The organism is Paragemmobacter amnigenus, from assembly GCF_009908265.2.
GTDB classification, from domain to species: domain Bacteria; phylum Pseudomonadota; class Alphaproteobacteria; order Rhodobacterales; family Rhodobacteraceae; genus Paragemmobacter; species Paragemmobacter amnigenus.
The window spans coordinates 147289-170630 of the sequence record NZ_JAAATX020000002.1; the positions used below are offsets into that span (position 1 = coordinate 147289).

Annotated in this window: 20 protein-coding genes and 1 riboswitch; of the genes, 16 read left to right on the forward strand and 4 right to left on the reverse strand. The window is 66.9% G+C overall.

What is annotated here, in order from left to right; all coding sequences use genetic code 11:
- Window positions 1–104: 104 nt before the first annotated feature.
- Genes ftsY through GU927_RS03190 form a run of 4 tightly spaced genes read left to right on the forward strand, consistent with a single transcriptional unit; the run spans window position 105 to window position 3105 of the window.
- Window positions 105–1142 carry a signal recognition particle-docking protein FtsY gene (gene ftsY / locus GU927_RS03175; RefSeq protein WP_161760907.1) on the forward strand — a complete coding sequence of 346 codons (1038 nt, stop codon included), beginning with the start codon at window positions 105–107 and terminating at the stop codon, window positions 1140–1142.
- The gene (locus GU927_RS03180; protein ID WP_161760908.1) at window positions 1139–2038 is read left to right on the forward strand and encodes an EamA family transporter; all 900 of its coding nucleotides are present in this window, start codon (window positions 1139–1141) and stop codon (window positions 2036–2038) included. The genes ftsY and GU927_RS03180 overlap by 4 nt, the downstream gene beginning before the upstream one ends.
- Window positions 2039–2040: 2 nt before the next feature.
- Window positions 2041–2655, forward strand: coding sequence for an inner membrane-spanning protein YciB (locus GU927_RS03185; protein WP_161760909.1), 615 nt, complete (start codon window positions 2041–2043; stop codon window positions 2653–2655).
- Window positions 2656–3105, forward strand: a complete 450-nt coding sequence (locus GU927_RS03190) for a GNAT family N-acetyltransferase (protein WP_161760910.1) — start codon at window positions 2656–2658, stop codon at window positions 3103–3105. It abuts the gene before it with no gap.
- Window positions 3106–3307: 202 nt separating this feature from the next.
- Here the strand turns inward: GU927_RS03190 and GU927_RS03195 are convergent, their stop codons facing one another.
- Together GU927_RS03195 and GU927_RS03200 are read right to left on the reverse strand one after the other, a co-directional pair.
- Window positions 3308–3514 carry a cold-shock protein gene (locus GU927_RS03195; protein WP_101922075.1) on the reverse strand — a complete coding sequence of 69 codons (207 nt, stop codon included), beginning with the start codon at window positions 3512–3514 and terminating at the stop codon, window positions 3308–3310.
- A 327-nt stretch (window positions 3515–3841) separates the two neighbouring features.
- On the reverse strand, window positions 3842–4543 hold the full coding sequence (locus GU927_RS03200; RefSeq protein ID WP_161760911.1) for a glutathione S-transferase N-terminal domain-containing protein: 702 nt from the start codon (window positions 4541–4543) through the stop codon (window positions 3842–3844).
- A 146-nt stretch (window positions 4544–4689) separates the two neighbouring features.
- Window positions 4690–4767, forward strand: a riboswitch (SAM riboswitch).
- Window positions 4768–4817: 50 nt separating this feature from the next.
- Here GU927_RS03200 and metZ point away from each other — a divergent pair.
- The 4 genes from metZ to GU927_RS03220 all read left to right on the forward strand — a co-directional run bounded on the left by metZ (window position 4818) and on the right by GU927_RS03220 (window position 10313).
- On the forward strand, window positions 4818–5996 hold the full coding sequence (gene metZ, locus GU927_RS03205; protein WP_161760912.1) for an O-succinylhomoserine sulfhydrylase: 1179 nt from the start codon (window positions 4818–4820) through the stop codon (window positions 5994–5996).
- 209 nt (window positions 5997–6205) lie between these two features.
- The gene (folE2, locus tag GU927_RS03210; protein WP_161760913.1) at window positions 6206–7297 is read left to right on the forward strand and encodes a GTP cyclohydrolase FolE2; all 1092 of its coding nucleotides are present in this window, start codon (window positions 6206–6208) and stop codon (window positions 7295–7297) included.
- A gap of 45 nt (window positions 7298–7342) precedes the next feature.
- Window positions 7343–8788 carry a TrkH family potassium uptake protein gene (locus tag GU927_RS03215; RefSeq protein ID WP_161760914.1) on the forward strand — a complete coding sequence of 482 codons (1446 nt, stop codon included), beginning with the start codon at window positions 7343–7345 and terminating at the stop codon, window positions 8786–8788.
- 76 nt (window positions 8789–8864) lie between these two features.
- Entirely contained in the window at window positions 8865–10313 is a 1449-nt protein-coding gene (locus tag GU927_RS03220) for a TrkH family potassium uptake protein (protein ID WP_161760915.1), read from the forward strand.
- On the opposite strand, the gene GU927_RS03225 is transcribed toward GU927_RS03220, so the two are convergent.
- Window positions 10314–12068, reverse strand: coding sequence for a serine protease (locus tag GU927_RS03225; protein ID WP_161760916.1), 1755 nt, complete (start codon window positions 12066–12068; stop codon window positions 10314–10316).
- Between the two features lie 159 nt (window positions 12069–12227).
- Here GU927_RS03225 and GU927_RS03230 point away from each other — a divergent pair, with 159 nt between their 5' ends.
- From GU927_RS03230 to glmM, 8 genes are all read left to right on the forward strand, one after another.
- Window positions 12228–13169 (forward strand): glycine--tRNA ligase subunit alpha, encoded by a 942-nt coding sequence (locus GU927_RS03230; protein WP_161760917.1) that lies wholly within the window; start codon window positions 12228–12230, stop codon window positions 13167–13169.
- Window positions 13166–13639, forward strand: coding sequence for a DUF6446 family protein (locus GU927_RS03235; protein ID WP_161760918.1), 474 nt, complete (start codon window positions 13166–13168; stop codon window positions 13637–13639). The genes GU927_RS03230 and GU927_RS03235 overlap by 4 nt, the downstream gene beginning before the upstream one ends.
- 4 nt (window positions 13640–13643) lie before the next feature.
- A complete protein-coding gene (gene glyS, locus GU927_RS03240; RefSeq protein ID WP_161760919.1) occupies window positions 13644–15764 on the forward strand; it encodes a glycine--tRNA ligase subunit beta in 2121 nt (706 codons plus the stop codon).
- A 167-nt stretch (window positions 15765–15931) separates the two neighbouring features.
- Window positions 15932–18475: a putative PEP-binding protein gene (locus GU927_RS03245; RefSeq protein WP_232843622.1), complete on the forward strand. Its 2544-nt coding sequence runs from the start codon at window positions 15932–15934 to the stop codon at window positions 18473–18475.
- 198 nt (window positions 18476–18673) lie between these two features.
- On the forward strand, window positions 18674–19366 hold the full coding sequence (locus GU927_RS03250) for a cell wall hydrolase (protein ID WP_161760921.1): 693 nt from the start codon (window positions 18674–18676) through the stop codon (window positions 19364–19366).
- 102 nt (window positions 19367–19468) lie between these two features.
- Complete coding sequence (locus tag GU927_RS03255) at window positions 19469–20377, forward strand: dihydroneopterin aldolase (RefSeq protein ID WP_161760922.1); 909 nt, start codon at window positions 19469–19471, stop codon at window positions 20375–20377.
- A 47-nt stretch (window positions 20378–20424) separates the two neighbouring features.
- Complete coding sequence (folP, locus tag GU927_RS03260; protein WP_161760923.1) at window positions 20425–21432, forward strand: dihydropteroate synthase; 1008 nt, start codon at window positions 20425–20427, stop codon at window positions 21430–21432.
- A complete protein-coding gene (gene glmM / locus GU927_RS03265) occupies window positions 21429–22775 on the forward strand; it encodes a phosphoglucosamine mutase (protein WP_161760924.1) in 1347 nt (448 codons plus the stop codon). Before folP ends, glmM begins: the two co-directional genes overlap by 4 nt.
- A gap of 202 nt (window positions 22776–22977) precedes the next feature.
- Here the strand turns inward: glmM and GU927_RS03270 are convergent, their stop codons facing one another.
- The gene (locus GU927_RS03270; RefSeq protein ID WP_161760925.1) at window positions 22978–23124 is read right to left on the reverse strand and encodes a hypothetical protein; all 147 of its coding nucleotides are present in this window, start codon (window positions 23122–23124) and stop codon (window positions 22978–22980) included.
- Window positions 23125–23342: the final 218 nt, after the last annotated feature.

Genomic DNA, 23342 nt, shown 5'->3' on the forward strand with positions numbered 1-23342 from the left:
GAAACTTCGCCTTGCAGGATTTTCACCAGAAAATCCTGCCCCCGCTTCCGTTCACCCGCGATAGGGATTAGGTCACGCAAGGGCCATTGGCGGAAAGGGGCGGTATGTCCTTCTTCAAGAAACTGCGCGACCGGATGTTCCGGTCTTCCGACAAGATCGGCGAGGGGCTGGAGGCGCTGGTCGCGGACGAGGGCGGGGCGGGGGATGCCGCTCCGGCCGTTGCCCCTTCCGCGCCTGCCGCGCCGGAGGCCGGGGCGGGCAAGCCGGGTCTGCTGGGGCGCATCTTCGGCGGGGGTGGGGCGGAGGAGCCGCGCCGTCTGGTCGATGATGCCATGCTGGAAAGTCTGGAAGAGGTGCTGATCCAGGCGGATATGGGCGTCGAGACGGCGGTGCGGGTGACGGCCAACATCGCCGAGGGGCGGTTCGGCAAGCGGATTTCGACGCGCGAGTTGAAGGCGGCGCTGGCGGCCGAGGTGGCGCGGATCATGGAGCCCGTGGCGCGGCCGCTGCCGATCTATCCCAAGCGGCCGCAGGTCGTGCTGGTCGTTGGGGTGAACGGGTCGGGCAAGACGACGACCATCGGCAAGCTGGCAAGCCAGTTCAAGGCGGCGGGGAAGTCGGTGGTGATCGCCGCGGGCGACACCTTCCGCGCGGCAGCGGTGGAGCAGTTGCAGGTCTGGGGGCAGCGGGCGGGCGTGCCCGTCCTGACGGCGGCAGAGGGGTCGGACCCGGCCAGCCTTGCCTTTGACGCGCTGACGCAGGCGCAGGCGCAGGGGGCGGACCTTCTGCTGATCGATACGGCGGGGCGGTTGCAGAACCGGCAGGACCTGATGGAGGAACTGGCCAAGATCGTGCGGGTGATCCGCAAGGTGGATGCGACCGCGCCGCACAACACGCTGCTGGTTCTGGATGCGACGACGGGGCAGAACGCGATCAGCCAGGTCGATATCTTCCGCAAGATTGCCGATGTGACGGGGCTGGTGATGACGAAGCTGGACGGCACGGCCAAGGGCGGCGTTCTGGTCGCGCTGGCGGACCGGTTCGGGCTGCCTATCCATGCGATCGGTGTGGGCGAGCAGATCGACGACCTTGCCCCCTTCGACCCCGAGGATTTTGCAAAGGCGCTGGTCGGGCAGGAGTGAGCGGCTGGCTGATCTCGCTGGAGGGGACGGAGGCGGGGCGCGATCTGGCGCTGGCCTTGGCCCTGATGGCGGCGGTGCTGCATGCGCTGTTCGGGGCCTTGCAGAAGGGGCGGCATGATCCGTGGCTGTCGCGGGCGGTGATTGACGGGTGCTACGGGCTGATCGCGGTGCCATTCGCGCTGTTCGTGGTGCCGTGGCCGGAGCCGCATATGTGGCCGATCTTCGCGGGGGCCTTCGTGATCCATGCGGGATACAAGCTGTTGCAGGCCATGGCCTATGATCGCGGTGCCTATACGGTGGTCTATCCCGTGGTGCGCGGGACGGGGCCGTTCTTCGCGCTGATCGGGGCAGGGATCGTCTTTGGCGAGAGCTACGGGGCAGGGCAATGGGCCGGTGTTGGCGTCCTGATGGCGGGCATCTTCGGGCTTGCGGCCTATAACCTGCGGCATGTGGTGGTGGACCGCGAGACGCTGGTGCCCGCGCTGGGGCTGGCGGTGGTGACGGGGGCCTTCGTCGCACTCTATACGACCTATGACGCCTACGGGATACGGGCGACGGCGGACCCGTTCACCTTTCTGGCGTGGTTCTTCATGATCGACGGGGTGCTGTTTCCCCTGCTGATGGCGCGGCGGCTGGCGCGGTTGCGGCTGGCCGAGGCGCTGCCCTTGTTGCGGCGGGGGGTGGCGGGGGCGATGGTGGCCTATCTGTCCTTCGGGTCGATCATGCTGGCGACGCGGTTGGACAAGGTGGGGGAGGCTGCGGTGCTGCGCGAGACGTCCACCGTCTTTGCCGCCTTGATCGGCTGGTGGGTTCTGGGCGAGAAGGTGGGCGCGGTGCGTGCCGCCTTGATGGGGTTGATCGCGGCGGGTGCCGTGGTGATGGAATGGGCGGGGTGAAGATGTCGGAACCGAAGAAACTGCATCCGGGGGTGAAGCTGGCGCTGGAACTGGGGCCGGTGGCGCTGTTCTTTGCGGGCTATCTGAAGCTGAAGGATCAGGTCTTTACCATCGGCGGGGCCGAATATGGCGGCTTCATCGTGGTGACGGCGCTGTTCATCCCGCTGATGGTGGTGACGACGGGCATCCTGTGGGGACTGACGGGGAAGCTGTCGAAGATGCAGGTGGCGACCGTGGTGCTGGTCGTGCTGTTCGGCGGGCTGTCGGTCTGGCTGAACGACGAGCGGTTCTTCAAGATGAAGCCCACGATGATCTATCTGCTGTTCGGCGGGATTCTGGGGTTCGGACTGCTGCGGGGGCAGAGCTATCTGAAGGCGGTGATGGAGGAGGCGCTGCCCTTGCAGGCCGAAGGGTGGATGATCCTGACGCGGCGGCTGTGTGCGTTCTTCTTCGGGTTGGCGGTCGCGAATGAGGTCGTCTGGCGGACGATGTCCACCGAAGCTTGGGTGAATTTCAAGACCTTCGGCCTGACGGCGGCGCTGTTCCTGTTCTTCATGACGCAGGGCGGGGTGTTGAGCCGGTACGGGGTGGAGGAGGAGAAGAAGAAGGGGGAGTAGGTGATCGTCCGGCCTTATGAGGGTGCGGACTTCGACGCCTGCCTCGCCCTGTTCGACGGGAATGTGCCTGAGTTCTTTGCTGCGGTGGAGCGGGCCGAGTTCACGGGTTTTCTGAAGGACGGGCCTGCTACGCCCTACCTCGTTCTGGTTCGGGATGACGTGGTCGTAGCTGCCGGGGGAGTGAGTGTCGACTCCCTTGGTTGGGTGACGCTGGACTGGGGTATGGTCGAGCGCGGTTTGCAACGGCGCGGTCTGGGGCGGCGGTTGCTTGAGGCGCGGCTGGAGATGGCGCGGGGGATGCCGGGCGTGCGCGGAGTGCGGCTGGAGACGTCGCAGAAGACCTGCGGTTTCTACGAAGGGATCGGGTTCCGGGTGACGCAGGTGGTGCCGGAGCGGTTCGGGCCGGGTCTGGATGGGGTTTCGATGGTTTTGGACTTTCCCGAAAGATAAACAGCTACGCCGTAGCGCTTTGGTTGGACATGACCCGATGCCCAAAGCATCGGGGCGCGGCCGTCCCGCCCCCCCGGGGCGGCCGCACGGGGTCCGTGCAGCCACCCCAGCGTGACGGCCGCGCCCCTTGTGTTGCGCTCTGTCGGCGATGAAAAAGGGCGGCCCGGAGGCCGCCCTTTTCGAATTCGGTGCCTTGGGCCGATCAGGCCAGGGCGAGGTTCGTCGCGGATTCGCGGCCGTTGCGGTCACGCTCCAGGTCGAAGGTCACAGCCTGACCGTCGTTCAGGGCGCGGATGCCGGCGCGTTCCAGCGCGGTGATGTGGACGAAAACGTCCTTCTGGCCACCCTCGGGGGCAATGAAGCCGAAGCCTTTGGTGGCGTTGAACCATTTCACGGTGCCGTTGGCCATCGTGATGTCTCCTGTGTCGAAGTGCCACCCGCGGAACTGCGGTGGCTTGGCTTAGTCATCAAGGTCGCGACTGAAGCCCGAGGGGAGACAGAAGGTCGAAAGAAGAAGAAAGCCCACAAGCCCTGCGCCTTTTCCGGGCAGATAGCAAGCGAATTCGGCGGGGGTGGGTTTGTGGCATCAATTTGGGCGGATGGGCGCAACGATGGGGCATCGCCCGTGGCCCAAAGCCACGGGCGGCGGCCGCACCGCCCCCACGGGGCGGCCGCACGTATACGTGCGACCACCCCGCGGTGCGGCCGCCGCCCTGGCGTTGCGCCGAGCCGGGCCTTAGCGCTTGAAGAGGATCTCCTGCGCCTTCTTGTCCGTTGCCGCGTCGCTGCGCCGGTCCATGCCCACCGCCGCGCCCTTCTCGAAGGCGGGCCGCGCCGCGAGTTCGTCGAGCCAGCGCTTGAAGTTGGGCTTGTCGTCCAGCACCTGCTCTTGCCCCTGCCAGCCCATGGCCCATGGCCAGATCGCGAAATCGGCGATGGAGAGGAAATCGCCCGCCGCATAGCGGTTGGAGGCAAGCTGCCTGTCCAGCACGCCGTAGAGCCGCCCGACCTCGCGCCGGTAGCGGTCTTTGGCATAGGGCAGGTCGTGGGGCGGGTCCATGCTGGGGGCGTATTTCAGGAAGTGGTGCGCCTGCCCCGCCATCGGGCCGACGCCGCCCATCTGCCACATGAGCCACTGTTCCACCGCCGCCTGTTCGCGGGCGTTGGAACCGCCGAACCTGTCCGTCTTGCGGGCGAGGTATTGCAGGATCGCGCCGGATTCGAAGAGGGAAATGGGCGCGCCGTCGGGGCCTTCGGGATCGGTGATGGCGGGCATGCGGTTGTTCGGGGCGATGGCGAGGAAGTCGGGCTTGAACTGGTCGCCTGCGCCGATGTTGACGAAGTGGACTTCGTAGGGAAGGCCCATCTCCTCGAGCGCGATGGTGATCTTTTTCCCGTTCGGCGTGGGCCAGTAATGCAGTTGGATGGGGGCTGTCATTGGGGGCTCCTGTTCCTGTCGGCCCTGATGTTGCGTTTGGGTGCGGCGGGGGCAAGGTGCAAAAGCGGCGCAAAATGCGCCACAGGGCTGTGCGCCGGTGCAAGGCGGGGGCGGTCGGGCGTTGACCTTTGGCTTTGCTGGGCGTATCGGGCGGGTGTGGCGCTTTGTTACCGGATTGCGGGCCACGTTAAACAAGCCGCTAAAGAGGTGAGGGGATTTCGCCCCGGCACCTCTGGGTTTGCCGGGGCTTTTTCTTGGCCGGGGGCCGCTGACGATGACCGACTGGAAGACACGCACGAAGCTGGTGCATGAGGGAACCCGCCGCAGCCAGTATGGCGAGATGGCCGAGGCGATCTTCCTGACGCAAGGCTTCGCCTATGACAGCGCCGAGAGTGCCGAGGCGCGCTTTGTCAAGGCGGGTGAGGACGAGTTCATCTATGCCCGTTACGGCAACCCCACCACGCGGATGTTCGAGGAGCGCATCGCGGGGCTGGAGGGGACCGAGGATGCCTTTGCCACGGCCAGCGGAATGGCGGCGGTGAACGGGGCGCTGGTGTCGATGCTGCGGGCGGGGGATCATGTCGTGTCGTCCCGCGCGCTGTTCGGGTCGTGCCTTTACATTCTGGAAGAGGTGCTGGGACGTTACGGGGTGAAGGTCACCTTCGTGGACGGGGCCGATCTGGACCAGTGGCGCGCGGCGGTGTTGCCGGGGACGAAGGCGGTGTTCTTCGAGTCGATGTCGAACCCGACGCTGGAACTGGTGGATATCCGCGCGGTCAGCGAGATCGCCCATGCCGTGGGGGCGGTGGTGATCGTGGACAACGTTTTCGCCACCCCGATCTTTTCGCGCGCGGTCGATCAGGGGGCGGATGTCGTCGTCTATTCCACCACGAAGCATATCGACGGGCAGGGCCGCGCGCTGGGCGGTGTGGTCTGCGGGTCGAAGGAGTGGATCCGCAAGGTGCTGGAGCCCTATATGAAGCATACGGGCGGGTCGATGAGCCCGTTCACGGCGTGGATGCATCTGAACGGGATGGCGACCTTGGACCTGCGCTGTCGCGCAATGGCGGACAGCGCGTTGAAGGTGGCAGAGGCGCTGGAGGGGGATGCGCGGGTGGGCCGTGTGATCTATCCGGGGCTGGCGTCGCATCCGCAGCATGATCTGGCGATGGCGCAGATGGGATCGGGGGGCACGCTTGTGACCTTCGAGGTGAAGGGCGGCAAGGAGGCGGCCTTCCGCTTCATGAACGCGCTGGAGATTGCCAAGATTTCCAACAATCTGGGCGATGCCAAGACGATCGCCACCCATCCTGCGACGACGACGCACCAGCGCCTGCCGCAAGAGCAGAAGGACGCGCTTGGCATCACGCCGGGGCTGATCCGGCTGTCGGTGGGGCTGGAGGATGCAGGCGACCTGATCGCGGATCTGCAACAGGCGCTGGGCCGGGCCTGAACGGGCTACCCCGTAAGGCGTAAGGGCATGTCGGATTCGGCTGCAATCTGTGCGTCCGGCGTCATTTCATTGTGATGCCGGGCATCCTATATTCAGTCCCTGCCCCGACCACGGATGGCGGCGGCATGTGATCCGGACGGACCGGTGCGACGTATACCTGCTGACATTGACGGCGGTCCTGTGACTGCCCGAACCGAAAGGCGATTGCGATGAATATCCATACCCCCGAACTTGACCTGCCCCCCTCGCGCGAGGAGGCCGAAGCGGCGCTGGCCGTGCTGCGCCGCTGGGCCGGTCTGGTTTCCGACAACGAGATTGCGGGGCTGGATTCGGCGCTGGGCTATCTGGCGCCGGGCGCGGGCTATCCCGCGCTGAGCCGCGTCTATCCCGAGGGATTCGTGGCCGATGCGGCCTATAAGGATACTCTGCCCGACCTTCAGAACGGGCCGTCCAGCCTGATCCGCGGCGAGAAGCAGGTGATCCAGCATGTGGGGATTTCCAATTTCCGCCTGCCGATCCGCTATCGCACCCGCGACGCGGGCGAGGTGGTGCTGGAGACGAGTGTGACGGGCACGGTCAGCCTCGAGGCCGAGAAGAAGGGCATCAACATGAGCCGCATCATGCGGTCCTTCTATGCCCATGCCGAACGCGATTTCAGCTTTGGCGTGATCGAGCACGCGCTGGAGGATTACAAGCGCGATCTGGAGAGCTTTGACGCACGCATCCAGATGCGGTTTTCCTTCCCTGTGAAGGTCAATTCGCTGCGCTCGGGCCTGTCGGGCTGGCAGTATTACGACATCGCGCTGGAACTGGTCGACGTGGCGGGGCAGCGCAAGAAGATCATGCATCTGGATTTCGTCTATTCCTCCACCTGCCCCTGCTCGCTGGAGCTGAGCGAACATGCCCGCCGCACGCGCGGGCAGCTGGCGACGCCGCATTCGCAGCGGTCGGTGGCGCGCATCTCGGTCGAGGTGAAGGAAGGCAAGTGCCTGTGGTTCGAGGATCTGATCGAACTGGCGCGCGCCGCAGTGCCGACCGAGACGCAGGTCATGGTCAAGCGCGAGGACGAGCAGGCCTTTGCCGAGCTGAATGCGGCCAATCCCATCTTCGTCGAGGATGCGGCGCGGTCCTTCTGCCAGGCGCTGAAGGGCGACGGGCGGATCGGGGATTTCCGTGTGATCGCCAGCCATCAGGAAAGCCTGCACAGCCATGACGCGGTGTCGGTCCTGACCGAGGGGCCGACCTTCGCGCAGGAAAGTCTGGACCCGCGGCTGTTCTCGACGTTGTTCCACGTCGGATGATTCCGTTGACCGGGTGTGGCGCGGGGCTGTAGCAACGCGCCCACCATGGTTGATTTCCGGCCCACAGCCTATGTCTTCGGGCGCATCCTGATCGTGCTGGCGATCCTGATGCTGGCGCCAGCCATTGTGGACTGGAGCGCGGGCAACGCGAATGCGGTTCCGATCTTCTTCAGCGCTGGCATCACCGGAGGTGTGGGCGGGCTGATCGCGCTGGCCTCGGTGAACGGGTTGAAGGGGGCCTTCGACATCCGGCAGGCCTATCTGCTGACCGCGGTGATCTGGTTCGGCGTGCCCGTCTTCGGTGCGCTGCCCTTCATGCTGGGCGTGCCGAGGCTGCATTTCACCGAAGCCTATTTCGAGGCCGTGTCCGGCATCACCACCACCGGGGCCACGGTGATTTACGGTCTGGATTCGATGCCTGCGGGGATGAACCTGTGGCGGGGGCTGCTGAATGCCGCAGGCGGGTTGGGGATCGCCTTTGTCGCCATGATCTTCCTGCCGGTCATGCGGGTGGGGGGGATGCAGTTTTTCCGGACGGAAGGATTCGACACCTTCGGCAAGGCGGTGCCGCGGGCCACCGATCTGGCCAAGCAGTTGCTGGGCGTCTATCTGGGGCTGATCGTCATTGCCGCGCTGACCTTTGCCGCGATCGGGATGAACGCGCTGGATGCGACGGTCCATGCGATGGCGGCGATCGCCACGGGGGGATTTTCGCCGCGCGATGCGAGCTTCAACGAATATGCAGGGGCGGGCGAGTATCTCGGGGCGCTGTTCATGTTCCTCGGGTCGCTGCCCTATGTCCGCTATGTGCAAATGATGAACGGCGATACGCGCCCGCTGTGGCGCGACAGTCAGGTGCGGGCCTATGTGAAGGTGCTGGGTCTGGCGGTGGGGACGGTCACGCTGTGGCGGTGGTGGACGTCGGACATGGGATTCGAGGACACCTTCCGCGAGGCGCTGTTCAACATGACGTCGATCATGTCCTCGACGGGGTTCTTCTCGGGGTCGTTCCCCGTCTGGGGCGGCTATATGCTGGTCGTGGCCTTTCTGGTGGGGATGATCGGGGCCTGTTCGGGATCTTCCGCCGCCGGTCTGACGATCTTTCGCGCGCAGCTGGTCTGGGCGGCGCTGATCCAGCATGTGCGGCGGATCATCCTGCCCGGCCGCGTGGCACCGGTGAAATACGAGGGGCGGACGGTCGAGCAGGACGTGCTGGATGCGCTGATCCTTTATGTGAGCGGGTTTGTCCTGACGCTGGGCGTGCTGACGGTCGCGATGACCTTGACGGGGGTGGACATCACCTCGTCCCTGTTCGCGGTGTGGACCGCGCTGGGCAATATCGGTTACGGCTTCGGCCCGCTGGTAGAGCGGACGGGCACCTTCGTCGATTTTCCCGATGCGGCGAAGTGGATCATGACCCTGTCGATGCTGTTGGGACGGTTGGGGTTGCTGGCGATCTTCGTGCTGGTCCTGCCGAGCTTCTGGCGGTGAAATTACGTAATTTGCGTAAAATTCCGCGGGGCGCTGGCCGGTTGACAGTGGCGGGCGGGGGTTCCACCTTCGGGCCATGATCGATCTTCGCCCCGCCATTTACGTCATTGGACTGGTGATCGTTGCGCTGGGGGGAATGATGCTCTTTCCCCTTGCGCTGGACTGGTATGCGGGTGACCCGAACTGGCTGGCCTTCCTGCAGTCGGGAATCCTGTGCGTGGTCTGTGGCGGGGCGGCGGCACTGGCCACGGCCAATGCGGCGCGCAGCGGGCTGACCTTGCAGCAGGTCTTTGTCCTGACGGTCTTTACATGGGTTGCGGCCTGCCTGTTCGGGGCGCTGCCGCTGATCCTCGGCGCGCCGGGGCTGGGGTGGACGGATGCGGTGTTCGAGGCGACCTCGGGGCTGACCACCACGGGGGCCACGGTGATCGTGGGGCTGGACGGGTTGCCGCCGGGGGCGAACCTGTGGCGGGGGATGCTGCACTGGCTGGGCGGGCTGGGGATCGTCATCATCGCCATGCTGTTCCTGCCGGTGATGAAGGTGGGCGGGATGCAGTTCTTCCGGTCCGAAGGGTTCGACACGCTGGGCAAGGTGCTGCCGCGCGCGCTGGATATCAGTTCGGCGCTGGTGCAGATCTATGTCGTGATGACGCTGGCCTGTGCCGTGACCTATGCCGCGCTGGGCATGGGCGGTTTCGATGCGGTGGTCCATGCCCTGTCGACCGTGTCGACGGGGGGATTTTCCACCTCGGACCAGTCCTTTGCCAAATTCGCGGGGCCGCTGGAATATGCGGCGATCGTGTTCATGCTGGCGGGAAGCCTGCCCTTCATCCGCTTTATCCAGGCGTGGCAGGGGGAATGGCAGCCCTTGTGGCGCGACCGGCAGGTGCGGGCCTATCTGCGCTGGAATGCCTATGCGGTGGGGGCGATCGTCGGTTACGAGCTGCTGACGCATGACCTGCCCTTTGAAACCGTGCTGCGGGAGACGGCCTTCAACGTGGTGTCGGTCTTTTCGGGCACGGGGTTCACCAGTGCCGATCTGTCGTCCTGGGGGGCCTTTCCCTTTGCGTTGCTGTTTGCCGTGGGCCTGATCGGGGGCTGCACGTCGAGCACGGGCTGTTCGGTCAAGGTCTTCCGCTGGCTGATCCTGTTCGAGGCGGTGAAGCTGCAGCTCAGGCGGCTTTATGCGCCGAGCGCGGTGAACATGCTGCGCTACGAGGGCCGGACGGTGGAGGAGGATGTGGTGGATGCCGTCATCAGCTTCTTCACGCTGTTCATGCTGACCTTCGGTCTGCTCTCGGTGGCGTTGAGCCTTGCGGGGCTGGAATTCGAAACGGCGGTGACGGCGGCATGGACGGCGATTGCCAATGTCGGTCCCGCCTTCGGACCCGAAGTGCATCCCACCGGCGCCTTGCTGGCCTTTCCGGATGCGGCCAAGTGGATCATGGTCGGCGGGATGCTGATCGGCCGGCTGGAGTTGCTGGCCGTCTATGTCCTGTTCATGCCGCGTTTCTGGCGGGGCTGATCAGTCCCAGCAGGAGACGAGGACCGTCATCTTCGTGGCCACTGCGGCAAGGTCGTCGGGGGGCAGGGCGCCCTGACGCGCGGATTGGGCCAGCGTGAGGCCTGCAGGGGCAAGGGCCGTGGCGATGGTCTGCGCGGTGGCTGCGAAGGTGACGCCGTCGGGCAGGACCTGTGCACCGCTGGAGGGCGCGGGCAGGAGCATCCCCAGAACCGCGCCGGTGGCATCGACCACGGGGCCGCCCGCATCGCCGGGCAGCGCTGCGAGGGCGAGGCGCTTGATCCCCGTCTCGCCCTGCAACCCTTCGGTCGCGGCGAGCGTGCCGAAGGTCAGGACGGGGGCGGGCAGGGCGTCGCCGTAGCTGTAGCCCGCCACGGCGATTTCCGCGCCGATGCGGTCGGGGGCAAGCTGGAATTCGGCCACGGCAGGCGGCGAGAGCGGCGCGGACGGGGCGAGCAGGGCAAGGCCCGTGGCGGTGTCGGACAGGGTGACGGTCGCGTCGGTGCCGCCGTCGAGGGTGATGCGCCTGCATTGCGCCACGGCATCCGCCGTGGTCAGGACGCGGCCCGTGGCATCGAGGAAGAAGCCCGAGGCGGTGAGGCGGGGCTTGCGAACCTCGAGCCCCGAGAGGAGGCCGGTCTTGGTCGCGCCGTCCATCGGCACAATGCCGGGGTCGAGCGCGCGGTCCCCGATGCCGCGGAAGGAGGCCTCGATCGCGGGAAGGATGCGGTCCATGGGCAAGCCCGCGGCGGGGTTCCATGTCACGATCCAGCCCTTGACCAACCCGCGCGCCGTTTCGGCATAGGCGGCCGAGGAGAGGGTCGCGCTGTCGCCGCGCAGGGTGAAGCTGCGCTCGCCCCGCTCGCGCGGGCCGGTGACGGGCATGATCGCGAGGGTCTGGAGCGTGTCGTAAAGCCCGTAGAGCGCGGCCTGTTCGCCCGGCTGGCTGATCAGCGTGATGCGCAGCGCGTCGGAGCCGTCCTTTGCGGTGAAATGCACGAAGGGTGGTTCGTAATGGTCGAAGGCCACGAGGGCGGAGGGGATGGTGATCTCGATCCCCGCTTCGGGTTCGGTGAGGGTGGTCAGGCCAAGGCTGGCCTCTTCCGCCTGATAGTTGGCGACAAGCGTGTTGCGTTGCAGGGTGGTCAGGACGCCCGTCGGGTCATAGCCCATCGCCTCTTGCCAGGCGGCCATCGAGGCGCGGGTGCCGCGGCCGAAGGCGCCGTCGATGGTGCTGTCGTAATGGCCGAACCATTTGAGTGCGGTCTGGATCAGTTCGCGTTCGTCCTGCGTCAGGACGGTTTCGGACTGGCGGGCCTGTTCGGGGGATTCGTCGATCACGGGGACGGGTTCGGGGGCGGCTTGCGTGGTGGCCGTGTCGGTGCCTGTCGGGGCTTCGGGTGCGGTGGCGGCGGGGTCTTCGACCGGCGCGCCGACGGGCCAGAAGGGGGCGTCGTAGCTGGCGCCGTCCGAGATGAAGCTGTCGGCGGGGATCAGGTTTTCGCGTTTAAGTTCGGCAAGGCGGGCCTCGGCCTCGGGGCGGGAATAGGGGCCCAGGCTGATGACATGCCAGCCCGTGCCCGCGATGAAGCCCTGAACGTTGTCGAACATGGTCGACCATGCGGTGGCGCGTTCTTCGGCCGGGGCGAGGGCGGGTTTGGCCTCGATCTGGATCCAGACCTGTTCCTGTGCCGTGGCGGGGGCGGGAAGATGCAGGGCAAGGGCAAGGGCAAGGATCACGAGGGCAAGGCGCAGCATAAGGAAGGTCCCATCAAATTCGCGGCGGAGACTAGCAGAGCGGATGCGGGATGCATCCCCCTATCTGCGCCCCCGCACGGGTCGCGCCGCGGCCCTGCGAGGATTGACCCCTGTGCGCCTCTTGCCTATGGAGGGGGCGGTTTTCAAGAGGGCCCCGGCATGGCTGATACCGCGACGCTTCCCCGCAGCTTTCAGGAGATCATCCTGCGCCTGCAGTCCTATTGGGGCGCCAAGGGCTGTGCCGTGCTGCAACCCTATGACATGGAAGTGGGCGCTGGCACCTTCCACCCCGCGACGACCCTGCGCGCGCTGGGGTCGAAGCCATGGGCGGCGGCCTATGTGCAACCCTCGCGCCGCCCGACCGACGGGCGCTATGGCGAGAACCCGAACCGGTTGCAGCACTATTATCAATATCAGGTGATCATCAAACCCTCGCCCCCCGATCTGCAGGAGCTGTATCTGGGGTCGCTGCGGGCCATCGGGCTGGACCCGATGTTGCACGACATCCGCTTTGTCGAGGATGACTGGGAATCCCCGACGCTGGGGGCATGGGGGCTGGGCTGGGAAGTCTGGTGCGACGGGATGGAAGTGTCGCAGTTCACCTATTTCCAGCAGGTGGGCGGGCACGACTGCCGCCCCGTGTCGGGCGAGCTGACCTACGGGCTGGAGCGGCTGGCGATGTATGTGCTGGGGATCGACCATGTGATGGAGATGCCCTTCAACGATCCCGCGGCGCCCATCCCGTTGAAATACGGCGACATCTTCCGCCAGACCGAAGAGGAATACAGCCGCCACAATTTCGACGGCGCGACGACCGAGATGCTGTTCCAGCATTTCAAGGATGCCGAGGCCGAATGCGAGCGGCTGCTGTCCTTTGACGCGGTCGATCCGAAGACCGGCAAGCGCATCGTCATGGCCCATCCCGCCTATGACCAGTGCATCAAGGCGTCCCACCTGTTCAACCTGCTGGACGCGCGGGGCGTGATTTCCGTGACCGAGCGGCAGGCCTATATCGGCCGCGTGCGGGCCTTGGCCAAGAAATGCGCCGATGCCTTTGTCACCACCGAGGCCGGTGGTGCCTTGGGGGGGGCGGCGGCGTGAATGGCAAGATTGTCGGGGGTGGCATCGTGTTGATCGGGGCGGTCGCGGGCGTGGCCATGTACTGGCTGCAGGTCTATGCCTTTTACGAGGAGGCGGCCTTCGTTCCGGGCGAGGAAATCCGGCTGACGCTGATCGAAAGCGGCCAGCCCGAGCCCATCATCGCCGAGGATGTGACGGGGATCGACAGCGACAGCTCGCCCATCCGGTTCCGCGCCTGTTTCCGCACGCCGATGACGCAGGCCATGCTGACCGAGACCTACCGCATCTATGACGGCGCGGTGCCCAATATCGCGCCCGGCTGGTTCGACTGTTTCGACGCCGAGGCGATCGGCGCGGCGATCGAGCGGGGCGAGGCCATCCCCTTCCTGTCGGAAGCCGACATCCACCCGGGCGTGGACCGCGTCGTCGCGGTCTTTCCCGATGGCCGGGCCTTTGCCTGGCACCAGTTGAACGCCTCGGCGAGCGAGTGACACGATGCCTGATCTTCTGATTGAACTCTTCTCCGAGGAAATCCCCGCGCGGATGCAGGGCAAGGCCGCCGCCGATCTGAAGAAGATGGTGACGGACGGGCTGGTGGAGGCGGGGCTGACCTATGCCTCGGCCGGTGCCTTTTCCACGCCGCGCCGTCTGGTGCTGTCGGTGGAGGAGCTGACGGCCGAGAGCAAGCCCGTGCGGGAAGAGCGCAAGGGGCCGCGGACCGATGCGCCGGCGGCGGCGCTGGAGGGGTTCCTGCGGTCGACGGGGCTGACCAAGGACCAGCTTGAAATCCGCGACGACAAGAAGGCGCAGGTCTATTTCGCGGTGGTCGAAAAGCCGGGCCGCAAGGCGGAGGACATCGTGGCCGAGGTGCTGGAGGGGGCGATCCGCACCTTCCCCTGGCCCAAGTCGATGCGCTGGGGGGCGGGCAGTCTGCGCTGGGTGCGGCCCTTGCATTCCATCCTGTGCCTGATGGTGGACGAGGGCGGCGCGCGGGTGGTGCCGGTCGATGTGGACGGGATCGTTTCTGGCAACACGACCGAGGGGCACCGATTCATGGGGGCGGGGCGCTTTGCCGTCGCGTCCTTTGACGATTACCGCGTAAAGCTGGCGCGGGCCAAGGTGATGCTGGACCCCGCCGAGCGCGAGGCGCAGATCTGGCAGGAGGCCACCAACATGGCCTTCGCCGCAGGTCTGGAGGTGGTCGAGGATCGCGGTCTGCTGGCCGAGGTGGCGGGGCTGGTGGAATGGCCGGTGGTCCTGATGGGGCAGATCGGCGAGGAATTCATGGGTCTGCCGCCCGAGGTTCTGCAGACCTCGATGAAAGAGCATCAGAAGTTCTTTTCGGTGCGGAACCCCAAGACGGGCCGGATCGAGCGCTTCGTCACGGTTGCCAATATCGAGGCGGCGGATGGCGGGGCGGCGATCCTGAAAGGCAACCAGAAGGTGCTGCGCGCCCGCCTGTCGGATGCGCGCTTCTTCTGGGAGAATGACCTGCGGGTGGCCAAGGGCGGCATGGGCGAATGGGCCGAGGGGCTGCGCGCGGTGACCTTCCACAACAAGCTGGGCTCGCAGGCCGAGCGGATCGCGCGGATCGCCGCGCTGGCGCGCGAGATCGCGCCCTTGGTGGGGGCCGATGCCGACATGGCGGGCAAGGCGGCAGAGGTTGCCAAGCTGGACCTGCGGTCGGGGATGGTGGGCGAATTCGCGGAATTGCAGGGCGTGATGGGCCGCTATTACGCGCTGGAGGCGGGGATGCCTGCGGCGGTGGCGGATGCGTGCCGCGACCATTACTCGCCTCTGGGCCCGTCGGATGCCGTGCCGGTGGAGCCGGTGTCGGTGGCCGTGGCGCTGGCCGACAAGATCGACACGCTGACGGGGTTCTGGGCGATCGACGAGAAGCCGACGGGGAGCAAGGACCCCTTCGCGCTGCGTCGCGCGGCGCTGGGGGTGATCCGGCTGGTGTTGGTGAACGGGGTGCGGGGAAGTTTGCTCCAACTGATGGACGCACCCATGCGGCGTGCAAAATCGGCAGCCTTTCCGGAACGCGATGCCAACCCAGAACTGCGGGAACTTGATGATCGCGTCGCAACAGTCCAGCTAGTTGAGTTCTTCCACGACCGCCTGAAGGTCTTTCTCCGCGATCAGGGCATCCGGCATGACGTCATCGACGCCTGCCTTGCCATGCCCGGCAATGACGACCTGACGCTGCTGGTCAAGCGCGCGCAGGCGTTGCAGTCCTTCCTGTCCTCGGACGACGGCACGAACCTGCTGCAAGGCTTCAAGCGCGCCAACAACATCCTGACGCAGGCCGAGGCCAAGGACGGTGTCGAATATTCCTTCGGCGCGGACCCGAAATTTGCCGAAAGCGACGAGGAACGCGCGCTCTTCAACGCGCTGGACGTCGCCGAACAGGCCATCGGTCCCGCCATGAAGGCCGAGGATTTCGCCGCCGCCATGGGGGCCATGGCGCAACTGCGCGCGCCGATCGACGCGTTCTTCACGGCGGTGCAGATCAACACGGACAATGCCGTGGTGCGGCGCAACCGTCTGAACCTGCTGCACCGCATCCGCGCCATCTGTGCGGGCGTGGCGGACCTGAGACAGGTGGAAGGCTGAGCCTGTCCATTTTCCGTCCCCAAATATCCCGCGGGGGTCCGGGGGTGTGAAACCCCCGGCGGCCGGTTGCCCGCGGAACGCCTGAAAATCGGGCAATGTCAGGCTTGCGTGACAGCCCGCATGGCGTATCCTGCGGCTGCAAAAGAAAGGTCGCCGCAGTGCAGAAGATGGACGCGCTCCCCGATTTCGCCGAGATCACGCCCTCGGCGCGGATCCAGACGACGGCGCATGGCTGGCGGGCGAAGTGCCTGCAACGGCTGGTGCGGCTGGACCTGCCGGTGCCCGAAACCGTGGCGCTGCCTGCGGCAACGGTGCGGGCCATCGCGGCGGGGCATCAGGTGGATGTGGCCGCGATCCTTGGCCATTTCGGGGCGGATGCGCTGATTTCCGTGCGGCCCAGCCCCGAGAACCCCGATTGGGGCGGGCCTGCGACCATCCTGAACATCGGCATGAACACCGTGCGCCATGCCGAGTTGGTGGAACGGCACGGGCAGGCGGCGGCGGATGCGCTCTATCTGCGGTTCGTGCAGGCCTATGCGACCCATGTGGCGCGGCTGGACCCCGACATGTTCGACGCCGCCGCCCCGTCGGCCGAAAGCCTGCGCGATGCGCTGCGGGTCTACGAGATGGAGATGGACGAACCCTTCCCGCAGGACCCCGCGCGGCAACTGGCCGAGGTGCTGCGGTCCATGGCGCGGGCTTGGGAGGGGACGACGGCGCGGCTTTTGCGGCAGGCCAAGGGCGCGCCGGAGAATGCGGCGCTGGGGCTGGTCGTGCAGCAGATGGCGCAGGGGATCGGCAAGGGCGTGTCGGGGTCCGGCGTGATCCAGTTCGTCGATCCGGTGACGGGGCTGCCGCAGGTGACGGGGCGCTATCTGGGCCAGTCGCAGGGGCGCGACGCGCTGAAGCGGACCGAGGCGATCTATCTGACCCGCGATCCGCGCGGCCCGTCGCTGGAGGAGCTGGCGCCGGAGCTGTTCGGGGAACTGGTGCGGTTCGGCGCGGTCTGCCGTGCGCGGCTGCGCGAGGAGATGCAGATCGAATTCACCATCGAGGACGGGCAATTGTCGGTGCTGGATGCGGTGAAGGTGGCGCGGTCGGCGCGGGCGGGGTTGAAGATCGCCGTGGCGCTGGCCGAGGACGGGATCATCACCGAGGCCGATGCCGTGCTGCGGGTGGAGCCGCGGGCGCTGTCGGAGCTTTTGCACCCGCAGGTCGATCCGCGGGGGGCGCGGGATGTGTTCGTCAAGGGGATCGCGGCCAGCCCGGGGGCGGCGGTGGGGCGGATCGTGTTCACCTCGCAGGCGGCGCAGGCCAGTGCGGCGCGGGGCGAGCCTTGCATCCTTGTCCGGCGCGAGACGGCGCCCGAGGATATCCGCGGGATGCATTCGGCGGTCGGTGTGCTGACGGAACGGGGGGGGATGACCTCGCACGCGGCGGTGATCGGGCGCGGGCTGGGCCTGCCCTGCATCGTGGGGGCGTCGGACCTGAAGCTGGACACCAAGGAGAAGAAGCTGGTCGCCCCCGATGGCCGCGTCTTCCGCGAGGGTGACATCATCACGGTGGACGGCACCACGGGGCAGGCGCTGGCCGGTGCGGCAGAGATGCTGGCGCCTGCGCTGGACGACAGTTTCCGCAAGCTGCTGGGCTGGGCGGATACGTTCCGTGACATCGGCATCCGCGCCAATGCCGACACGCCGCAGGACGCCGCCACCGCGCGCCAGTTCGAGGCGCAGGGGATCGGGCTGTGCCGGACCGAGCATATGTTCTTTGAGGATGACCGTCTGGTCGTCATGCGCGAGATGATCTTTGCCGACAGTTCCACGGATCGCGCGGCGGCGCTGGCGCGGCTGTTGCCGATGCAGCGGGACGATTTCGTGCAGCTTTTCGACATCATGCAGGGGCTGCCCGTCTGCATCCGCCTGTTCGACCCGCCGCTGCACGAATTCCTGCCCCACAGCCGCGAGGGCCTGCGCGAATTGGCCGAGGCGCTGGACCGTCCGCTGTCCGAGGTGACGCGGCGGGCCGAGGCGCTGGCCGAGTTCAACCCGATGCTGGGGATGCGGGGGGTGCGGCTGGGGGTCGTGCTGCCGGAAATCTATGACATGCAGGCGCAGGCCATCTTCGAGGCGACGGTCGAGATCGCGCGGCGCGGCGCGGCGGTGGTGCCCGAGATCATGATCCCGCTGGTCTCTGCCCGTCGCGAGGTGGAGCTGGTCAAGGGCCGCGTCGATGCGGTGGCGGCCAAGGTGCGCGCCAAGGCGGGGGTGGACTTCGCCTACAAGCTGGGGGTGATGGTGGAAACGCCGCGCGCCGCGCTGCGGGCGGGCGAGATCGCGCAGCATGCGGCCTTCCTGTCCTTTGGCACGAACGACCTGACGCAGATGACCTATGGGCTAAGCCGTGACGATGCGGGGCGGTTCATGAACACCTATGTGCAGCAGGGCGTTTTCCCCGAGGATCCGTTCCACATCCTTGACGTGGACGGGGTGGGCGAGCTGTTGCATATCGGGGCGGAGCGGGGCCGCAAGACGCGGGGCGATCTGGTCCTTTCGATCTGCGGCGAGCATGGTGGTAATCCCGAATCAATCGATTTCTGTCGAAAGGCGGGATTCGATTACGTCTCCTGTTCGCCCTATCGCGTGCCGCTGGCACGGCTGGCCGCCGCGCATCTGGCCTTGCAGGAGGTGAGGGTGTCGGGCAAAAACTGACACAATATCATGTGTTTGCCGGAGTTTGTTAATCAAGGTTATCAAGATTTTCGGCGGATATCCGCCGAAATCTGCCGAAATTACGTTGTAATTTTGCCACATTGGTGGACTCGGGCCGCGCGGGTCGTCTAACCCCGCCCCTCGTCCGGGCGGTTGCGTCCGGGCGTGAGGCTGAAACAGACCGGGAAACACGAGACCATGCGCTTGCACACAGGCTGGATGACGGGGGCGATTGCCGCCGTGATCCTGAATGGAGCGGCCTTCGCCGACGTGACGGTGAGCCAATCGAATGATCCGACCGCGGCCATCGGGGGGGCGCTGACCTCGCTTCTCGGGGCCGAGAAGCAGGCGCTGGCGGCATTGCCCGAGCAGCGGCTGACCGAGCTGGCCGTCGGGCCGGAGATCGAGACGAAGACGACGACCGCCAAGGCGCGCGGCAAGGACGCGGCGCCGGCGGTGATCCGCTATGACGATGCATGGCTGGCGCAACTGCCCGAACCCTCGGGCGATGCGGAATGGGAATGCCTGCGCACGGCGATCTATTTCGAATCGCGCGGCGAGACGCTGCGCGGCCAGTTCGCGGTGGCCGAGGTCATCCTGAACCGCGTGGACAGCCCCGATTACCCCAAGTCGATCTGCGCCGTGGTCCAGCAGGGTGGCTCTGGCGGCTGCCAGTTCAGCTATTCCTGCGACGGGCGGGCCGATGCGATGCGCGACCCTGAGGCGACATGGCGCGCGGGACGCATCGCGCGGGTGATGATGGACGGCGCGCCGCGCGCGCTGACCATGGGGGCCACGCATTTCCACACGCGGGCGGTGCGGCCGGGCTGGTCGAACCGGTTTCCGCAGACGGCCTCGATCGGGGCGCATCTGTTCTATCGGCAGCCCTGACGAGTCGTCTTGGTTGCCCTTTATGCCGATATCCGACATGGAGCCGGCGGGGGCAGGTGTTAACCTGCCCCTGAAATTTCCGGCGCCCAAGGAGGCGAGACCATGACCAGCGACATCCGCCTCGCCTTTGCGCATCCCGAGGAAAGGGCCGTGGCTTCGGCCAGTGCCGACCCGCGCGACCGTATCTCTTTGCGCGACCATGTCGTCGAGGTGGAGATCGGCGCCTTCCAGCAGGAACGCGGCACGCGCCAGCGCATCCAGTTCAATGTGGTGGTCGAGGTGCGCCCGCAGCCGCAGCCGCTGGACGACGATGTGGACAAGATCCTGAGCTATGACCGCATCACCGAGGCGATCGCGGCGGAACTGGCCGCCGAGCGGCTGAACCTGCTGGAGACGCTGGCCGAGCGGGTGGCAGAGCGCATCCTTGCCGAGCCGCAGGCGATGCGCGCCTTCGTGCGGGTGGAAAAGCTGGACCGTGGCCCCGGCAAGCTGGGCGTGGAAATCGTGCGGAGCCGTGCCGAGGCGCCCTTGCGCGCGGTTGGCAAGGACGGGGTGGAGTCGGCGCTGCATCCGCTGGTGGTCTTTCTGGACAATGCGGCGATCCATGCGGGCGATCTGGCGTCGCGGCTGGACGCGCTGCAGGCGCGTGGCGTGCCGGTGATCCTGACCGTGGGGCTGCCCGATCTGCCGCGCCCGCAGACGGGGCACAAGCCGACGCAGCGGCGCGTCGATCTGCTGGCGATCGAACAGAACGCCTGGACGCTGGCGGCGAAGGATGACCGCTGCGTCGTGGTGGCCACGCGGACGGAAATCGACTGGGCCGTGAAGCGCGGGCAGATGATCGTCTGGGCGCCGTCCAAGCTGGTGCTGGATGCCGTGGACGGCCCGCAAAGCCGCGAGCCGGTGGCGCTGGCGCTGTGGCTGGCCGAGGTGATGGCGGCCAGCGGGATCGTCGTTCACGGGGATGTTGCACTGCCGGCAGGAAGCCGCGTGCCGGTGGAGCGCGCCTGAGGGGCGCGGGGCTTGCACGGGCGCTGCGCTGCGCCTAGGCAGGGCGCATGGAATACTATCGCCCCATTGCATCCGTCGATCCCTCGCGCCCTGCGGGGGCGCTGCCGCTGGCCGGTGGCTGGTGCTGGTTTTCGCAGGTCGAGGTGTTGCGGCGCGACGCGCCGCCCGAAGTGGTGCCCGTCTCGGCCCTGCCCGCAGAGGTGCGCGAGAGGCTGAGCGCGCCCCGCGCGGCCTTTGGCGGGTTGCGGATGGATGTGCCGCAGGTGATGGGCATCCTGAACGTGACGCCGGATTCCTTTTCCGATGGCGGGCGGTTTCTGGCGCCGGAGGCGGCGCTGGCACAGGCGCAGGCCATGGCTGAGGGCGCGGATGTGCTGGACATCGGCGGGGAAAGCACGCGCCCCGGCGCCGCCGAGGTGCCCGTGGCCGAGGAGGTGGAGCGCACCGCCCCCGTGATCGCCGCGCTGCGGGCGGGGGGGATGACGGTCCCGATCTCGGTCGATACGCGAAAGGCGGGCGTGGCGCGGGCGGCGCTGGCGGCGGGGGCGGGGATCGTCAACGATGTGGCGGCCATGGGGTTTGATCCGGAAATGGCGTCTGTCGTGGCGGGGTCGGGCGCGCCGGTGATCCTGATGCATTCGATCAAGACCCCGGCAACGATGCAGGATGACCCGCGCTATGACGATGTGCTTCTGGATGTTTACGATTTCCTGAAGGCACGGATCGCCGCAGCCGTCGCGGCGGGAATCGCGCGCGAGCGGATCATGGTCGATCCCGGCATCGGTTTCGGCAAGACGGCCGAGCATAATCTGGCTCTGGTGCGGCGGCTGTCGCTGTTCCACGATCTGGGGGTGCCGGTGCTGCTGGGCGTGTCGCGCAAGCGGTTCATCGGCAACATCGGGGGCGAGCCTGTGGCCGAGCGGCGGGTGGCCGGATCGGTGGCGGTTGCGCTGGCCGGCGTCGCGCAGGGCGCGCAGGTTGTCAGGGTGCATGACGTGGCCGAGACGCGGCAGGCGTTGCGGCTGTGGCAGGCGGTGAATGGGGTGGCGGGATGACGCGGAAGCTTTTCGGGACGGATGGCGTGCGGGGTACAGCCAACACCTATCCCATGACGGCCGAGATGGCGCTGCGTCTGGGCGCGGCGGCGGGGCGGTATTTCCGCCGCGACGGCGGATCGGCGCACCGGGTGGTGATCGGCAAGGATACGCGGCTGTCGGGCTATATGCTGGAAAACGCCCTGACGGCGGGGCTGACCAGCACGGGGATGAATGTGCTGCTGCTGGGCCCGGTGCCGACACCGGCGGTGGGGTTCCTGACGCGGTCGATGCGGGCGGATCTGGGGGTGATGATCTCGGCCTCGCATAACCCACACCACGACAACGGGATCAAGTTCTTCGGGCCTGACGGGTTCAAGCTGTCGGACGAGGCCGAGGCGGAGATCGAGGCGATCGTGGCGGGCGAGATCACCCCCGCGCGGCCCGAGAATATCGGGCGGGCCAAGCGGATCGAGGACGGGCGCGGACGGTATCAGGAATTCGTCAAGACGACGGTCCCCGCCGGTGTCCGGCTGGACGGGTTGAAGGTGGTGATCGATTGCGCCAACGGCGCGGCCTACAAGGCGGCGCCCGAGGTGTTGTGGGAGCTGGGGGCAGAGGTCATTCCGGTCGGCGTCTCGCCCAACGGGACCAATATCAACGACCGCTGCGGATCGACCCATACTCAGACGGCAGCCGAGGCGGTGGTGGCGCATGGAGCGGATGTGGGCATCTGCCTGGATGGCGATGCGGATCGCGTCATGATCCTGGATTCGCAGGGAAAAGTTGCGGATGGCGACCAGATCATGGCGCTGATGGCCACGCGGTGGGCGGAGGATGGGCGGTTGCGGGGGGGGGCTTTGGTCGCCACGGTCATGTCCAATCTGGGACTGGAGCGGCATCTGCAAGCGCGCGGGCTGCGGTTGGAGAGGACCGCCGTGGGCGACCGCTATGTCGTTGAAAGGATGCGGGAAAAGGGGTTCAACCTTGGGGGCGAGCAGTCGGGGCATATCGTGATGACCGACTATGCCACAACCGGTGACGGGCTGGTCGCGGGGTTGCAGTTCCTTGTCGAAATGGCACGCACGGGGGAGAGCGCGGCGACCCTTGCGCGGCAGTTCGAGACGGTGCCGCAGCTGTTGAAGAACGTCCGTTTCGGTGAGGGAAAACAACCCCTTGCCGATAGCGCCGTGCAGGATGTCATCGCGGCGCAGGAGCGGCGGCTGGCAGGGAAGGGGCGCATCCTCATTCGCAAATCGGGAACCGAGCCGCTGGTCCGCGTGATGGCGGAATGCGAGGATTCCGCGCTGCTGGACGATGTGGTGGGAACCATCGTGGCGGCGGTGGAAAAAGCCGCAATTTGAGAGTCTTCGACCGTGCCGGCGGCTGTGCCGACGGTTGTACCGCAACCTGTCAGCACGCAGCGGGCGTTGCGTGAGGGGGTCGTTTACCGCCTTGGCAGGCGGTCAGGCCCGCGTGTCGCGGGGATGCGTCCGGCGCGGGCGGCGGGGTGACCCCGCGCATGGCGGGGTGAACCCCGCCCTACGGTGGGTCGCTGGCCGTCGCCTATTCCTCGGCCGGGGTGTCGTCTTCCAGCGTTTCGGGGGCCGGAGCGGGGCGGGTCCATGTCGGCTTGCGCCGCGCGCGCGGCGGGGCGGGCTGGGCGAGGAATTCGGCAAGGTTGAAGGGGGGCTTGGGGGTGGAGATACCCATGGGTCGTCCTTTCGGGGTCAGACCGGACGACGACGGGGGGCATAGGCAGAGCCGGCCACCGAGGTACGGGGTTGCGCCCCCGGGGAGAAGGGGGCGTGGGGAGGGTATGCGCCTTTTCGGGGGGGAAAGATAGGGGGGTGGGGTGGGTGGGGTTGTGTGCGGAGCGCACACAACCCCTACTTCATGTGACCGTCTATCTAGGGTATGCTCGCCATCAT

Coding starts and splice junctions, on each gene's coding strand:
- ftsY (WP_161760907.1), top strand. CDS start 105: ATGTCCTTCTTCAAGAAACTGCGCGACCGGATGTTCCGGTCTTCCGAC.
- GU927_RS03185 (WP_161760909.1), top strand. CDS start 2,041: ATGTCGGAACCGAAGAAACTGCATCCGGGGGTGAAGCTGGCGCTGGAA.
- GU927_RS03195 (WP_101922075.1), bottom strand. CDS start 3,514: ATGGCCAACGGCACCGTGAAATGGTTCAACGCCACCAAAGGCTTCGGC.
- GU927_RS03200 (WP_161760911.1), bottom strand. CDS start 4,543: ATGACAGCCCCCATCCAACTGCATTACTGGCCCACGCCGAACGGGAAA.
- metZ (WP_161760912.1), top strand. CDS start 4,818: ATGACCGACTGGAAGACACGCACGAAGCTGGTGCATGAGGGAACCCGC.
- folE2 (WP_161760913.1), top strand. CDS start 6,206: ATGAATATCCATACCCCCGAACTTGACCTGCCCCCCTCGCGCGAGGAG.
- GU927_RS03215 (WP_161760914.1), top strand. CDS start 7,343: ATGGTTGATTTCCGGCCCACAGCCTATGTCTTCGGGCGCATCCTGATC.
- GU927_RS03220 (WP_161760915.1), top strand. CDS start 8,865: ATGATCGATCTTCGCCCCGCCATTTACGTCATTGGACTGGTGATCGTT.
- GU927_RS03225 (WP_161760916.1), bottom strand. CDS start 12,068: ATGCTGCGCCTTGCCCTCGTGATCCTTGCCCTTGCCCTTGCCCTGCAT.
- GU927_RS03230 (WP_161760917.1), top strand. CDS start 12,228: ATGGCTGATACCGCGACGCTTCCCCGCAGCTTTCAGGAGATCATCCTG.
- glyS (WP_161760919.1), top strand. CDS start 13,644: ATGCCTGATCTTCTGATTGAACTCTTCTCCGAGGAAATCCCCGCGCGG.
- GU927_RS03245 (WP_232843622.1), top strand. CDS start 15,932: ATGGACGCGCTCCCCGATTTCGCCGAGATCACGCCCTCGGCGCGGATC.
- GU927_RS03250 (WP_161760921.1), top strand. CDS start 18,674: ATGCGCTTGCACACAGGCTGGATGACGGGGGCGATTGCCGCCGTGATC.
- GU927_RS03255 (WP_161760922.1), top strand. CDS start 19,469: ATGACCAGCGACATCCGCCTCGCCTTTGCGCATCCCGAGGAAAGGGCC.
- folP (WP_161760923.1), top strand. CDS start 20,425: ATGGAATACTATCGCCCCATTGCATCCGTCGATCCCTCGCGCCCTGCG.
- glmM (WP_161760924.1), top strand. CDS start 21,429: ATGACGCGGAAGCTTTTCGGGACGGATGGCGTGCGGGGTACAGCCAAC.
- GU927_RS03270 (WP_161760925.1), bottom strand. CDS start 23,124: ATGGGTATCTCCACCCCCAAGCCCCCCTTCAACCTTGCCGAATTCCTC.